This is a genomic window from Pseudomonas moraviensis, assembly GCF_900105805.1.
Taxonomy (GTDB): Bacteria; Pseudomonadota; Gammaproteobacteria; order Pseudomonadales; family Pseudomonadaceae; genus Aquipseudomonas; species Aquipseudomonas moraviensis_A.
The window spans coordinates 982,348-995,780 of the sequence record NZ_LT629788.1 but is presented as its reverse complement, the minus strand read 5'-3'; the positions used below and the strand labels follow the sequence as shown (position 1 = coordinate 995,780).

The 13,433-nt window shown below is 61.0% G+C and carries 9 protein-coding genes and 2 pseudogenes; 8 read left to right on the top strand and 3 right to left on the bottom strand.

Annotated features, from left to right (window positions below; genetic code table 11):
- The first annotated feature begins 135 nt into the window (after positions 1-135).
- Positions 136-1,470 carry a substrate-binding domain-containing protein gene (locus BLU71_RS04815; protein WP_083352438.1) on the top strand — a complete coding sequence of 445 codons (1,335 nt, stop codon included), beginning with the start codon at positions 136-138 and terminating at the stop codon, positions 1,468-1,470.
- A gap of 121 nt (positions 1,471-1,591) precedes the next feature.
- On the opposite strand, the pseudogene BLU71_RS04810 reads toward BLU71_RS04815, so the two are convergent.
- Positions 1,592-2,299 (bottom strand): annotated as a pseudogene (locus BLU71_RS04810) (acyl-CoA dehydrogenase family protein); the annotation flags it as partial.
- Position 2,300: 1 nt separating this feature from the next.
- On the opposite strand from BLU71_RS04810, the pseudogene BLU71_RS04805 reads away from it, so the two are divergent.
- The 3 genes and pseudogenes from BLU71_RS04805 to BLU71_RS04795 form a co-directional block, all read left to right on the top strand.
- Positions 2,301-2,795: pseudogene (locus tag BLU71_RS04805) on the top strand (LysR substrate-binding domain-containing protein); the annotation flags it as partial.
- Between the two features lie 150 nt (positions 2,796-2,945).
- Positions 2,946-3,341: a MerR family transcriptional regulator gene (locus BLU71_RS04800; protein ID WP_042609191.1), complete on the top strand. Its 396-nt coding sequence runs from the start codon at positions 2,946-2,948 to the stop codon at positions 3,339-3,341.
- A gap of 151 nt (positions 3,342-3,492) precedes the next feature.
- Positions 3,493-4,392, top strand: a complete 900-nt coding sequence (locus BLU71_RS04795; RefSeq protein WP_064363648.1) for a hydroxymethylglutaryl-CoA lyase — start codon at positions 3,493-3,495, stop codon at positions 4,390-4,392.
- Positions 4,393-5,045: 653 nt separating this feature from the next.
- Here the strand turns inward: BLU71_RS04795 and BLU71_RS04790 are convergent.
- Positions 5,046-6,743, bottom strand: coding sequence for an AMP-binding protein (locus tag BLU71_RS04790; protein ID WP_083352437.1), 1,698 nt, complete (start codon positions 6,741-6,743; stop codon positions 5,046-5,048).
- 291 nt (positions 6,744-7,034) lie between these two features.
- On the opposite strand from BLU71_RS04790, the gene BLU71_RS04785 reads away from it, so the two are divergent.
- From BLU71_RS04785 to BLU71_RS04770, 4 genes are all read left to right on the top strand, one after another.
- Positions 7,035-8,198, top strand: coding sequence for an isovaleryl-CoA dehydrogenase (locus BLU71_RS04785; RefSeq protein WP_083352436.1), 1,164 nt, complete (start codon positions 7,035-7,037; stop codon positions 8,196-8,198).
- 107 nt (positions 8,199-8,305) lie between these two features.
- The gene (locus BLU71_RS04780; RefSeq protein WP_083352435.1) at positions 8,306-9,910 is read left to right on the top strand and encodes a carboxyl transferase domain-containing protein; all 1,605 of its coding nucleotides are present in this window, start codon (positions 8,306-8,308) and stop codon (positions 9,908-9,910) included.
- 13 nt (positions 9,911-9,923) lie between these two features.
- Positions 9,924-10,736, top strand: coding sequence for a gamma-carboxygeranoyl-CoA hydratase (locus BLU71_RS04775; protein ID WP_042609186.1), 813 nt, complete (start codon positions 9,924-9,926; stop codon positions 10,734-10,736).
- The gene (locus BLU71_RS04770) at positions 10,736-12,685 is read left to right on the top strand and encodes an acetyl/propionyl/methylcrotonyl-CoA carboxylase subunit alpha (RefSeq protein WP_083352434.1); all 1,950 of its coding nucleotides are present in this window, start codon (positions 10,736-10,738) and stop codon (positions 12,683-12,685) included. The genes BLU71_RS04775 and BLU71_RS04770 overlap by 1 nt, the downstream gene beginning before the upstream one ends.
- A 42-nt stretch (positions 12,686-12,727) precedes the next feature.
- Here BLU71_RS04770 and BLU71_RS04765 read toward each other — a convergent pair whose 3' ends face one another.
- Positions 12,728-13,384, bottom strand: coding sequence for a LexA family protein (locus BLU71_RS04765; protein WP_042609184.1), 657 nt, complete (start codon positions 13,382-13,384; stop codon positions 12,728-12,730).
- Positions 13,385-13,433 lie beyond the last annotated feature (49 nt).

Sequence of the window (13,433 nt, the reverse complement as noted above, 5' to 3'; positions counted from 1 at the left end):
ATCAGTCGACATAAATGTTGACCAGTAAATAGCTATCGCGAGCAGGCTCACTCCTACAGGGGATCGGTGTCATCTTAAAGTCATCTTTCTGACTTAATCTCCCCGGCAATCCCCTTGGCTTGATTCGGTGCCGGCATGACCCTGCGTGTTCTCTGCGTTTTCCTGTTGAGTGGCTGGCTGTCGGTCTACGCCGCCGTCCTGCCGATCCCCGAAAACGGCCCGGCGCTGCGCATTCAGGGTTCCAACACCATCGGCGCCGAGCTCGGCCCGGCGCTGGTCGAAGGCCTGTTGCAGGAACAAGGCCTGCTGAAAATCCATCGTGAAACCCCGGATACCGCCAACGAACAGCGCATCGTCGGTCAGACCGCGCAGGGGCAACGCGTGGTCATCGAAGTCGCCGCCCACGGTTCCAGCACCGGCTTCACCGCGCTGAAAAACACCAGCGCCGATCTCGCCGCTTCTTCCCGGGAGATTAAGGACAGCGAGCTGCTCGCCCTGCAAACCCTCGGCGATCTGAAAAGCCCGGCGGCTGAGCAAGTCATTGCCATCGACGGTCTGGCGATCATCCTCAACCCGGCCAATCCGCTACAGCAGCTGGATACCGAACAACTGGCGCGGATTTTTGCCGGCGAAGTGAAAACCTGGGAAGACCTCGGTGGCCGTGGCGGCGCCATACATCTATATGCGCGGGATGATCAGTCGGGGACCTACGACACATTCAAGGAACTGGTCCTGAGTCGGCGTGGGAAAAGTCTCAGCAGCGCAGCGAAACGTTTCGAATCCAGCGAGCAATTGTCCGATGCGGTCAGCGCTGATCCGCAAGGCATCGGCTTCATCGGCTTGCCTTACGTACGTCAGGCGAAAGCCGTGGCAATCACCGATGGTGCGTCGCAAGCGATGTTGCCGCTGAACAGTCTGATCGCTACCGAAGATTATCCGCTGTCGCGGCGCCTGTTCTTTTATCTGCCGCCGGACACCCGCAATCCTTGGGCGCAGGCCCTGGCCACGTTCGCGCAGAGCCCACAGGGTCAGGCAATCGTCGCCGCCAGCGGTTTTGTCAGCCAGACCGTGCAGGCCATGAGCGTGGCGCCGAATGCGCTGATGCCCGAGGGTTACCAATCCCTCAGCCGACATGCCCAGCGTCTGACAGTGAATTTCCGGTTTGCCGAGGGCAGCGCCGGCCTGGACAACAAGGCTCGGCAGGATCTGGCGCGAGTGCTCGACTATATAAAGCGCAATGGCAAGACCGAGCGCGCGGTGACCCTGGTGGGGTTTGGTGATTTGAAGGATGACCCGGCGCGGGCCGATCTGCTGTCGAAGCTGCGGGCGATGGCGGTGCGCCGCGAGCTGGTCAGGAACGGCGTGGTCATGCGCGAAGTGCGCGGCTTCGGCGCGCTGATGCCGGTGGCGACCAACAGTGCGGATGAAGGAAGGATCAAGAATCGGCGGGTTGAGGTTTGGGTGTATTGACCCTGATGTTGATGTGCTGAATGTTCAGGCCCTTTCGCGAGCAGGCTCGCTCCCAAATTGGATCTGTGGCGGTCACAAATCCTGTGGGAGCGAGCCTGCTCGCGAATTAGGCGACTCGGTATTACTGACCGCTACGCAACATTTCCTTCGGCACGTATTTGCCGATCTCGAACTTGCCGATCGCCGCGCGGTGCACTTCGTCGGGGCCGTCGGCCAGGCGCAAGGTGCGTTGCATGGCGTACATATAAGCCAGCGGGAAATCGTTCGACACCCCGGCGCCGCCGTGCATCTGGATCGCCCGGTCGATCACCCGCAAGGCGACGTTCGGCGCCACAACCTTGATCTGCGCGATCTCGCTCTTCGCCACCTTGTTACCGACAGTGTCCATCATGTACGCCGCTTTCAACGTCAGCAGGCGGGCCATGTCGATCTCCATCCGCGAGTCGGCGATCTTGTCGATATTGCCGCCCAGGCGCGCCAGCGGTTTGCCGAACGCGGTGCGGCTCACCGAGCGTTTGCACATCAGTTCCAGTGCCCGTTCAGCCATGCCGATCGAGCGCATGCAGTGGTGAATGCGTCCTGGGCCAAGGCGGCCCTGGGCGATTTCGAAGCCGCGTCCTTCACCGAGCAGGACGTTTTCGTACGGCACCCGCACGTTATCGAACAGCACTTCGGCGTGGCCGTGCGGCGCATCATCGTAACCGAACACCGGCAGCGGCCGGACGATCTTCACCCCGGGGGTGTCGACCGGCACGAGGATCATCGAGTGCTGGGCGTGACGCGGCGCGTCGGGGTTGCTCAGGCCCATGAAGATCAGAATCTTGCAGCGTGATTTCGCCGTGGATGCGCCGCTCAATACCGACCCGCAGGTGCGCCACGTCAAGCTGATGGACGACCGTTACGTCTGCGCCATGCGCAAGGGCCATCCGATGGCAGGGAAGGAAAAACTCAGCCTTGATGATTATCTGTCGCTGACCCACATCCATATCTCCAGCCGCCGCAGCGGTCTGGGTTATGTCGATCTGGCGCTGGGCAAAATGGGCATCCAGCGCAAGATCGCCCTGCGCTCGCAGCACTATCTGATGGCCTCGCAGGTGATGCAGCAGACTGACATGGTCATGACCGTGCCGGAACGCTTCGCCCGTCGTCACGACTTGCAGGCGTTCAATTTGCCGGTGAATGATGTGCCGTCGGTGGAAACGCATTTGTACTGGCACGAAAGCACCGACCAGGACCCGGCCAACCGCTGGATGCGTGAGCAGATGATCGAGTTGTGCCAGCAGGTGACGGCGCAGGAGAAGAAGCTGGATAAGCAGGCGGTTTGAGGCAAATCAGAAGATCGCAGCCTTCGGCAGCTCCTACATTTGGAATGCATTCCCCTGTAGGAGCTGCCGAAGGCTGCGATCTTTTTCTTGCTTGACGTAAACGTAAACCACCGATTAGCTTAGCGTCATGCCCCTTTTCCGAGCGCTTTCATGAGCAGTCAGACCTACAGCATTTCCGACCTCGCCCGCGAGCTGGACATCACCACCCGGGCGATCCGCTTTTATGAAGAGCAAGGCCTGCTCAGCCCCGAGCGTCGTGGCCAGGAACGCATTTACTCACCACGGGACAAGGTCACGCTGAAGCTGATCCTGCGTGGCAAGCGCATCGGCTTTTCCCTCGCCGAATGCCGCGAGCTGATCGAGCTCTACGACCCGTCCAGCGGTAACACCCGACAGCTCAATAGCATGCTGGCGAAAATCAGCGAACGCCGCGAACAGCTCGAGCAGCAGTTGCTGGATATCGAACAGATGAAACTCGAGCTTGATACCGCAGAAGAGCGCTGCGTGCAGGCGCTGGAACAGACGCTTAAAAGCCAGGCGGTCTAGCAAACACTACATCCCCCCTGTAGGAGTGAGCCTGCTCACGATAGCGGTGTATCAGAAAAAAATATGGCGACTGACACTCCGCTATCGCGAGCAGGCTCACTCCTACAAAGGGTTCTTCGTGAACTCAAAAAAAAACAGGCAGGTCCCGCCCATGTCCCTCCCCTCCCAAGTACGCCTGATTGAAGTCGGCCCGCGCGATGGCCTGCAGAACGAAGCCCAACCGATCAGCGTGGCTGACAAGGTGCAACTGGTCGATGCACTGAGCGCCGCCGGGCTCGGCTATATCGAAGTCGGCAGTTTCGTTTCGCCCAAGTGGGTGCCGCAGATGGCCGGTTCCGCCGAGGTGTTCGCGCAGATTCAACGCAAGCCCGGCGTGACTTATGGCGCGCTGGCGCCGAATCTGCGCGGTTTTGAAGACGCGATTGCCGCCGGGGTCAAGGAAGTCGCGGTGTTCGCTGCGGCCTCCGAGGCGTTCTCGCAGCGCAATATCAATTGTTCGATCAGCGAGAGCCTGGCGCGCTTTGCGCCGATCATGGAGGCGGCGAAACAACACGGCGTTACTGTGCGCGGTTACGTTTCCTGTGTGCTGGGTTGTCCGTATGAAGGCACGGTCGCGCCGGAGCAAGTGGCGATGGTCGCCCGTGAGCTGTACGCGATGGGCTGCTACGAAGTGTCGCTGGGGGACACCATCGGCACCGGTACGGCGGGCGCGACCCGGCGCCTGTTCGAGGTGGTCTCGGCGCAGGTGCCCCGCGACAAACTGGCCGGGCATTTCCACGACACCTACGGCCAGGCCATGGCCAACATCTACGCCAGCCTGCTCGAAGGCATTGCAGTGTTCGACAGCTCTATCGCCGGCCTCGGCGGCTGCCCGTACGCCAAAGGCGCAAGCGGTAACGTCGCCACCGAAGACGTGGTGTACCTGCTCAACGGCTTGGGCATCGAGACCGGTATCGACCTGGACGCCTTGATCGCCGCGGGCCAGCAGATCAGCGCAGTGCTCGGCCGCCCGACCGGTTCGCGAGTGGCCAAGGCACGCAGCGCCCAGTGAGGTGTTACCGCTGGGTCAGTGATGTGGGCAAAAGCGAGTAACACGGAAACAAATTGTCTGGCTTTGCCCAAGGCTGAAAACCTCTGAAAATCGCAACCCGTTGATCTACAAAGGTTTTCAAAAGTTGGCACGACACCTGCTATCTCTATTGCATAACAAGAATAAAAAGCCGCAAACCAATAAAAACAAGACGAAACGACTCTGACATAACAAGAACAACACGGCAGAGACGCAGCTAACAGATTTTTTTGGAGAAGGTGTGCTTTTCAGGGTGCTCTCAGGAGTGACCCGCAACCGGGCAGAGAACAATAAAACTACCTTCAGGTAGCTCCCGAATCGGTTGGATCGTTTGACGAGAAAGCAGATCAGCGCTCAAAAAAATACGTTTGCTCTTGACCCCGGATGGGGGTCGCCAAAAGCTGTACAGGGCCACGGTTGCCAAAAACAACAACAGACCGACCCTCAATAATAAAAAGAGCACGCAACGACAAATTAAAGGGGAGCCTCGGCTCCCCTTTGTGCTTTCTGCAATTCCTGAATTCACCCGATCCCCTGTAGGAGTGAGCCTGCTCGCGATAGCGTCATATCAGCCGATGCAAATATTGACTGATACACCGCTATCGCGAGCAGGCTCACTCCTACAGGGATTTGTGTCAGGCGTTATTGATGCGCAGCTCTTCGATACTGATCTCACGCATCCTGAATTTCTGGATCTTCCCCGTCACTGTCATCGGAAACGCGTCGACGAACTTGAAGTAACGCGGTGTCTTGAAGTGCGCAATCCGCGCTTTGCACCAGGTTTGCAGCTCCAGTTCAGAGGCGCTGTGGCCGGGGTGGAATTTGATCCAGGCGACGATCTCTTCACCGTAGCGCGGGCACGGAATGCCGATCACCTGCACATCCGCTACCGCCGGATGGGTGAAGAAGAATTCTTCCAGCTCTCGGGGATAAACGTTCTCGCCGCCACGAATGATCATGTCTTTGTTACGCCCGGCGATGTTGACGTAACCCTCCACGTTCATGCTCGCCAGGTCGCCCGTGTGCATCCACCCCGCCTCATCGATGGCCTCGGCCGTGGCCTGCGGGTTATTCCAATAGCCGAGCATCACGCTGTAACCGCGAGTGCACAATTCACCGATGGTGCCGCGTGGCACGACGTTGCCTGCGTCGTCGATAATCTTGCTTTCCAGCTGTGGCTGAGTGCGCCCGACCGTGGTGACGCGCAGCTCAAGCTCGTCGGCCGGCCCGGTCTGCAGCGACACCGGGCTGGTTTCGGTCATGCCGTAGGCGATCTGCACTTCGCTCATGTGCATTTCGCTGATCACTCGACGCATGACCTCGATCGGACAGGTCGCTCCGGCCATGATCCCCGTGCGCAGGCTCGTCAGGTCGAAAGCCTGCCGCTGCGGCTGATCGAGCATGGCGATGAACATGGTCGGCACACCGTACAGCGCCGTGGCTTTTTCTTCGGCCACCGCTTGCAGAGTCACCGCCGGATCAAAAGCGTCGCTGGGGTAAATCATCGTACTGCCATGGGTGACGCAGCCGAGGTTGCCCATGACCATGCCGAAGCAGTGATACAGCGGCACCGGGATCACCAGACGATCGGCAGACGTCAGCCCGAGGCTTTCGCCGACCATGTAGCCGTTGTTGAGAATGTTGTGGTGACTAAGGGTTGCGCCCTTGGGGAAACCGGTGGTGCCGGAGGTGTACTGGATGTTCACCGGTTGATCGAAATGCAGGCTGGCGCTGCGCTCGGCCAGTTGATCAGGCGAGACGCTGGCAGCCAGCTCGCTGTGCTGCGACCACAGCAGAAAGCCAGCTGGCGGGTTTGCATCGAGGCTGATCACGCCGCGCAAATCCGGCAGACGTTCGCTGCGCAGGTGACCGATGGCGTGCTCGGCCAGCTCGGGCGCCAGGCCTTGAAGCATTTCATGGTAATTTGAGGTTTTGAACGCGCCCGCGCAGACCAGCCACTGACAGCCGGATTGCTTGAGCACGTATTCGAGTTCCGAGCTGCGATAGGCGGGATTGATGTTGACCAGGATCACCCCGATCTTCGCCGTGGCGAATTGGGTGACGCACCACTGCGCACAGTTCGGCGCCCAGATGCCGAGGCGATCACCGGTCTGCAAACCCAATGCGAGCAAAGCTCTGGCCTGCTCATCCACGGCGTCGGCCAGTTGTCGCCAGGAGTAACGCAACTGCTGGTGGCGCACCACCAGCGCCTCGCCATCCGGGTATTGCGCGACCGTCTGATCGAAGCGCTGACCGATGGTCAGCGCCAGCAGGGCCTGATCCTGAGAACCACGGGTGTAGCTGCGCGGCGGGTTTGCAGTGGGTTGATCCATGACGAGCCCTATTGTCTTTATTTATGGGTAACGACGACCCTGTAGGAGTGAGCCTGCTCGCGATAGAGTCGTGTCAGCAAACGCAAATATTGACTGACACACTGCCATCGCGAGCAGGCTCACTCCTACAGAAAGCTCTGCGTTTTCTATCCTGAACTGTCCTTACTCTCGCCCAAGTTGACGCTTACGTAAAGCTGATTGACAGCCGAACTCGGGAAGCTTTACGTTAACGTAAAGCTGAGCGCCGATCTGACGTGCACTCCACCCGATAAAAAAGCCAAAAGGTGACCCATGAGCTATCCATCCCTGAACTTCGCCCTCGGTGAAACCATCGACATGCTGCGCGATCAGGTGCAGTCCTTCGTCGCCGATCAGATCGCCCCGCGTGCCGCGCAGATCGATCACGACAACCTGTTCCCGGCCGATATGTGGCGCAAATTCGGTGACATGGGTCTGCTCGGCATCACCGTGCCGGAAGAGTACGGCGGCGCGGGCCTGGGTTATCTGGCGCACGTGGTGGCGATGGAAGAAATCAGCCGTGGCTCGGCGTCGGTGGCGTTGTCCTACGGCGCGCACTCCAACCTTTGCGTCAACCAGATCAACCGCAACGGCAACCACGAACAGAAAACCAAATACCTGCCGAAGCTGATCAGCGGCGAGCACGTCGGCGCCCTGGCGATGAGCGAGCCCAACGCCGGTTCCGATGTGGTCTCGATGAAGCTGCGCGCCGACAAACGCGGCGATCGCTTCGTCCTTAACGGCAGCAAGACCTGGATCACCAACGGCCCTGACGCCAACACCTATGTGATCTACGCCAAGACCGATCTGGAAAAAGGCCCGCACGGCATTACTGCGTTCATCGTCGAGCGTGACTGGAAAGGCTTCAGCCGCAGCAACAAGTTCGACAAGCTGGGCATGCGCGGCTCCAATACCTGCGAGCTGTTCTTCGATGACGTCGAAGTGCCGGAAGAGAACATCCTCGGCGTGCTCAACGGCGGCGTGAAGGTGCTGATGAGCGGCCTCGATTACGAACGCGTGGTGCTGTCGGGCGGCCCGACCGGGATCATGCAGTCGTGCATGGACCTGATCGTGCCGTACATCCACGACCGCAAGCAGTTCGGCCAGAGCATCGGCGAATTCCAGCTGATCCAGGGCAAAGTCGCCGACATGTACACCCAACTCAACGCCAGCCGCGCCTATCTGTACGCAGTGGCGCAGGCCTGCGAGCGCGGCGAAACCGCGCGCAAGGATGCCGCTGGAGTGATTCTCTACACCGCCGAACGCGCCACACAAATGGCCCTCGACGCGATCCAGATTCTTGGCGGCAACGGCTACATCAACGAATTCCCCGCCGGCCGCCTGCTGCGCGACGCCAAGCTCTACGAAATCGGCGCCGGCACCAGCGAAATCCGCCGCATGCTGATCGGTCGCGAACTGTTCAACGAGACGAAATGAATTTCGTCAGTTGCAAGCCGCAAGCCACAAGCTGCAAGAGATCCGCGCTCTTGCCCCAACCTGCAGCTTGCCGCTTGTAGCTAGAAGCTGCTTACGGAGTAAGCCCCATGATCCTGCACACTCAGCTCAACCCGCGCTCCGCGGAGTTCGCCGTCAACAGCGCGGCGATGCTCAAACAGGTCGACGCGCTGCACACCCTGCTCGCTCAAGTGGCCCAGGGTGGCGGTGCCAAAGCCCAGGAACGCCACACCTCGCGCGGTAAATTGCTGCCGCGTGAACGCATCAATCGCCTGCTCGATCCGGGCTCGCCGTTTCTGGAAATCAGCCAACTGGCCGCTCACGCCGTGTATGGCGAAGACGTCCCCGCCGCCGGGGTGATTGCCGGGATCGGTCGCGTCGAAGGCGTGGAATGCATGATCGTCGCCAACGATGCGACGGTGAAAGGCGGTTCGTATTACCCGCTCACGGTGAAGAAACACCTGCGTGCACAGACCATCGCCCAGCAGAATCGCCTGCCGTGCATTTATCTGGTGGACTCGGGCGGCGCCAACCTGCCGCGTCAGGACGAAGTGTTTCCGGATCGCGAGCACTTCGGGCGGATCTTTTTCAATCAGGCCAACATGAGCGCCATAGGCATCCCGCAGATCGCCGTGGTCATGGGCTCGTGCACCGCTGGCGGCGCATATGTGCCAGCGATGGCGGACGAAGCGATCATGGTGCGCAACCAGGCGACGATCTTTCTCGCCGGCCCGCCGTTGGTGAAAGCTGCAACCGGTGAAGTGGTCAGCGCCGAGGATCTGGGCGGTGCCGATGTGCATTGCAAGACTTCCGGCGTGGCCGACCATTACGCCGAGAACGACGAACACGCCCTCGCCCTCGCCCGCCGCAGCGTCGCCAACCTCAACTGGCGCAAGCTCGGCGAGGTGCAGCAACGCACGCCGATTGCGCCGCTGTACGCCAGCGACGAGTTGTACGGCGTGGTTCCGGCTGACGCCAAGCAGCCATTCGATGTGCGCGAAGTGATCGCACGGCTGGTCGATGGCTCGGTGTTCGATGAATTCAAAGCGCTGTTTGGCACCACCCTGGTTTGCGGTTTCGCTCACTTGCACGGCTACCCGGTCGCGATTCTGGCGAACAACGGCATTCTCTTCGCCGAAGCCGCGCAAAAAGGCGCGCACTTCATCGAACTGGCCTGCCAACGCGGTATTCCACTGCTGTTTCTGCAGAACATCACCGGCTTCATGGTCGGACAGAAATACGAAGCCGGCGGCATTGCCAAGCACGGCGCGAAGCTGGTTACCGCAGTGGCCTGCGCCAAGGTGCCGAAATTCACCGTGATCATCGGCGGCAGCTTCGGGGCCGGCAACTACGGCATGTGCGGTCGCGCTTACGACCCACGTTTTTTGTGGATGTGGCCGAACGCGCGGATCGGCGTGATGGGCGCCGAACAGGCCGCCGGCGTGCTGGTGCAGGTCAAACGCGAACAGGCCGAACGCAGCGGTCAGGCGTTCAGCGCCGAGCAGGAGGCCGAGATCAAGCAGCCGATTCTCGACCAGTACGAAGAGCAGGGTCACCCCTACTACTCCAGCGCGCGGTTGTGGGACGACGGCGTCATCGACCCGGCGCAGACCCGCGATGTGCTGGCCCTGGCCTTGTCCGCGTCGCTGAACGCGCCAATCGAACCGAGCCGCTTCGGCGTGTTCCGGATGTGATGGGGAGAACCTGATGAGCGACTTCAATACCCTCGAACTGCAAACCGACCCGCGCGGCTTCGCGACGCTGTGGCTCAACCGCGCCGAGAAAAACAACGCCTTCAACGCCGAGATGATCCGCGAACTGATCCTCGCCCTCGACAAGGTGGCCAGCGATTCGAGCCTGCGTTTTCTGCTGCTGCGCGGGCGCGGCAAGCACTTCAGTGCCGGCGCCGACCTGGCCTGGATGCAGCAGTCGGCGGAGCTCGATTACCACACCAACCTCGACGACGCCCGCGAACTGGCCGAGCTGATGTACAACCTCGCCAAACTGAAAATCCCCACCCTCGCCGTGGTTCAGGGCGCAGCGTTCGGTGGCGCGCTGGGCCTGATCAGTTGCTGCGACATGGCGATTGGCGCCGATGATGCGCAGTTCTGCCTGTCGGAAGTGCGCATCGGCCTGGCGCCGGCGGTGATCAGCCCGTTTGTAGTGCAGGCGATCGGTGAACGGGCGGCGCGGCGTTACGCGCTGACCGCCGAGCGCTTCGGCGGACAGCGGGCGCGGGAGATCGGCTTGTTGTCTGAAAGCTGTCCTGCCGCTGAACTGGAGCAGCAGGTCGAGCAGTGGATCGACAATCTGTTGCTCAACAGCCCCGCCGCCATGCGTGCCAGCAAGGACTTGCTGCGTGAAGTCGGCAACGGCGCGCTGACCCCGGCCCTGCGCCGCTACACCGAAAATGCCATCGCACGGATTCGCGTCAGCGCCGAAGGCCAGGAAGGCTTGCGCGCCTTTCTGCAAAAACGCCCGCCGAGCTGGCAAGCCGCATCCACCAAGGAGTCGCGTTGATGAGCGCACCTGTGATTACCACCCTGCTGGTGGCCAACCGCGGCGAAATCGCCTGCCGGGTCATGCGCACCGCCAAGGCCCTCGGCCTGACTACGGTCGCTGTGCACAGCGCCACCGACCGCGATGCGCGCCACAGCCGTGAAGCCGATATCCGCGTCGATCTGGGCGGCAGCAAGGCCGCTGACAGTTATCTGCAAATCGACAAATTGATCGCCGCTGCCAAGGCCAGCGGCGCCCAGGCGATTCATCCCGGCTACGGCTTTCTCTCGGAAAACGCCGGATTCGCCCGCGCCATCGAAGCTGCCGGCCTGATCTTTCTCGGCCCGCCTGCCTCTGCCATCGATGCGATGGGCAGTAAATCCGCCGCCAAAGCGCTGATGGAAAAGGCCGGCGTGCCTTTGGTGCCGGGCTATCACGGCGAGGCGCAGGATCTCGACACCTTCCGTGAAGCCTGCGAACGCATCGGTTATCCGGTGCTGCTCAAGGCCACGGCCGGTGGCGGCGGTAAAGGCATGAAAGTCGTGGAGGACGTCAGCCAGTTGGCCGAAGCCCTCGCCTCCGCTCAGCGGGAAGCGCAGTCCTCGTTCGGCGACTCGCGGATGCTGGTAGAGAAGTATCTACTGAAGCCGCGTCATGTGGAGATTCAGGTGTTCGCCGACCAGCACGGCAACTGCCTGTATCTCAATGAGCGCGATTGCTCGATCCAGCGGCGGCATCAGAAAGTCGTCGAAGAAGCCCCGGCGCCGGGCCTGACGCCGGAATTGCGCCGGGCCATGGGCGAAGCGGCGGTGCGTTCGGCACAGGCAATCGGTTATGTCGGCGCTGGCACCGTGGAGTTTCTGCTGGATGCGCGCGGCGAGTTTTTCTTCATGGAAATGAACACGCGCCTGCAGGTCGAGCACCCGGTGACCGAAGCGATTACCGGGCTCGATCTGGTCGCCTGGCAGATTCGCGTCGCCCGGGGTGAAGCGCTGCCGATGACCCAGGCGCAGGTGCCGCTCAACGGGCATGCGATTGAAGTGCGCTTGTATGCCGAGGATCCGGCGAATGATTTTCTGCCGGCCACCGGGCGTCTGGATCTGTACCGCGAATCGGCACAGGGTCCGGGGCGGCGAGTGGACAGCGGGGTCGAGGAAGGTGACGAGATTTCGCCGTTCTACGACCCGATGCTCGGCAAACTGATTGCCTGGGGTGAAAATCGCGAACAGGCGCGCCTGCGTCTGCTGAGCATGCTCGATGAGTTTGCGATCGGCGGACTGAAGACCAACATCAACTTCCTGCGCCGGATCATCGCGCATCCGGCGTTTGCCGCGGCAGAACTCGATACCGGGTTCATTCCGCGTTATCAGGAGCAGTTGCTGCCAGCGCCATGTACGTTGAGCGATGAGTTCTGGCAAGCGGCGGCGCAGGCTTTCGCGCAGAGTCTGCCAGCACGTAAGCGGACGGATGATTCCGCCTCGCCGTGGTCTTGCGGCAGTGGTTTGCGGGCAGGCTTGCCGGCGGAAATCACTTTGCATTTAAGTTGCGAGGGACAGGATCGTGCGCTGACATTGGCAGCTGCGGCCCACGTCAGACTGTTGGGCGAAGCGCTGGCGGTCGAGCATGACGGCGTGCGCCGCACGTTGCGGGCAATTCGTCAGGGCGATTCGTTGTATCTGCAGTGGGAGGGAGAGCTGCGACGCATCGAGGCCCATGATCCGATCAGTGCCGTTGAGGCCAGCCACAGCCACCAGGGCGGTCTGACCGCGCCCATGAACGGCAGCATCGTGCGCGTGCTGGTCGAGGTCGGGCAAGCGGTCGAGGCCGGGGCGCAACTGGTGGTGCTCGAAGCCATGAAGATGGAACACAGCATTCGTGCGCCACAGGCCGGCGTGGTCAAAGCGCTGTATTGCCAGGAAGGCGATATGGTCAGCGAAGGCAGCGCTTTGGTTGAACTGGAACAAGCGTGAAATTGCTGGATCGATCCGGGCCTTGAGCGAGGATCGATCCGGTCAGAAACGCGCCGTCGCCTGAACCACCACGCCGACAATCCGGCATTCATCGGTGAACAGCGCTTTCGGCCAGGTCGGATTGAGCGGCACCAGGTAACGCTGGCCGCCCTGTTCGTCGAGTTTGCGGAAAATCGCTTCTTCACTGTCCGGCCACTGGGCAATCACCAGTTTTCCAGGCACCGCCTCCAACTCCGGGTCGACCAGAATCAGCATGCCCTCGGCAATGCTCTGACCGCTGGGCGCGGTCATCGAATCCCCCGTCACGGTCAGCCAGAACGCCGCACCGCGAGCGTGGTAATCGGTGAGTTCAAAGCGCTGCTTCGCCGATGCGCCGGCGTAGCTCGCCGAATCGTCGCGCACCTCACAGGGCGCGTGCCAGTCACGAACCGGGTAGCGGAAGTACGGGTTGTACTTCTGGGCCAGCGGCATTTCATCCTCCGGCGTCGGCTGCGGTTCGCGGATCACCAGAACGACTTCGAGGAAATCCATTCCCAGCGCTTTGAGCACACGGTTCATTTCGGTAACACCGGGTTCGCGACGCTTGTTCAGCCAATGACCGATCCCGCCCTGGGACATGCCGACGCGCTCTCCGAGCTCTGTTTGAGTGACTTTGAGTTCACTCATCTTGGCCTTGACCAACTCAATCCATTTATCCATGTGCCGCACCTTACGCGGACGTCTTCGACCGGCAAAACACATATTGTAG

Bases quoted from the DNA above. Each gene is read 5' to 3' on its own strand.
- BLU71_RS04765 (WP_042609184.1), bottom strand. From the start codon at position 13,384: ATGGATAAATGGATTGAGTTGGTCAAGGCCAAGATGAGTGAACTCAAA.
- BLU71_RS04775 (WP_042609186.1), top strand. From the start codon at position 9,924: ATGAGCGACTTCAATACCCTCGAACTGCAAACCGACCCGCGCGGCTTC.
- BLU71_RS04795 (WP_064363648.1), top strand. From the start codon at position 3,493: ATGTCCCTCCCCTCCCAAGTACGCCTGATTGAAGTCGGCCCGCGCGAT.
- BLU71_RS04815 (WP_083352438.1), top strand. From the start codon at position 136: ATGACCCTGCGTGTTCTCTGCGTTTTCCTGTTGAGTGGCTGGCTGTCG.
- BLU71_RS04785 (WP_083352436.1), top strand. From the start codon at position 7,035: ATGAGCTATCCATCCCTGAACTTCGCCCTCGGTGAAACCATCGACATG.
- BLU71_RS04800 (WP_042609191.1), top strand. From the start codon at position 2,946: ATGAGCAGTCAGACCTACAGCATTTCCGACCTCGCCCGCGAGCTGGAC.
- BLU71_RS04780 (WP_083352435.1), top strand. From the start codon at position 8,306: ATGATCCTGCACACTCAGCTCAACCCGCGCTCCGCGGAGTTCGCCGTC.
- BLU71_RS04790 (WP_083352437.1), bottom strand. From the start codon at position 6,743: ATGGATCAACCCACTGCAAACCCGCCGCGCAGCTACACCCGTGGTTCT.
- BLU71_RS04770 (WP_083352434.1), top strand. From the start codon at position 10,736: ATGAGCGCACCTGTGATTACCACCCTGCTGGTGGCCAACCGCGGCGAA.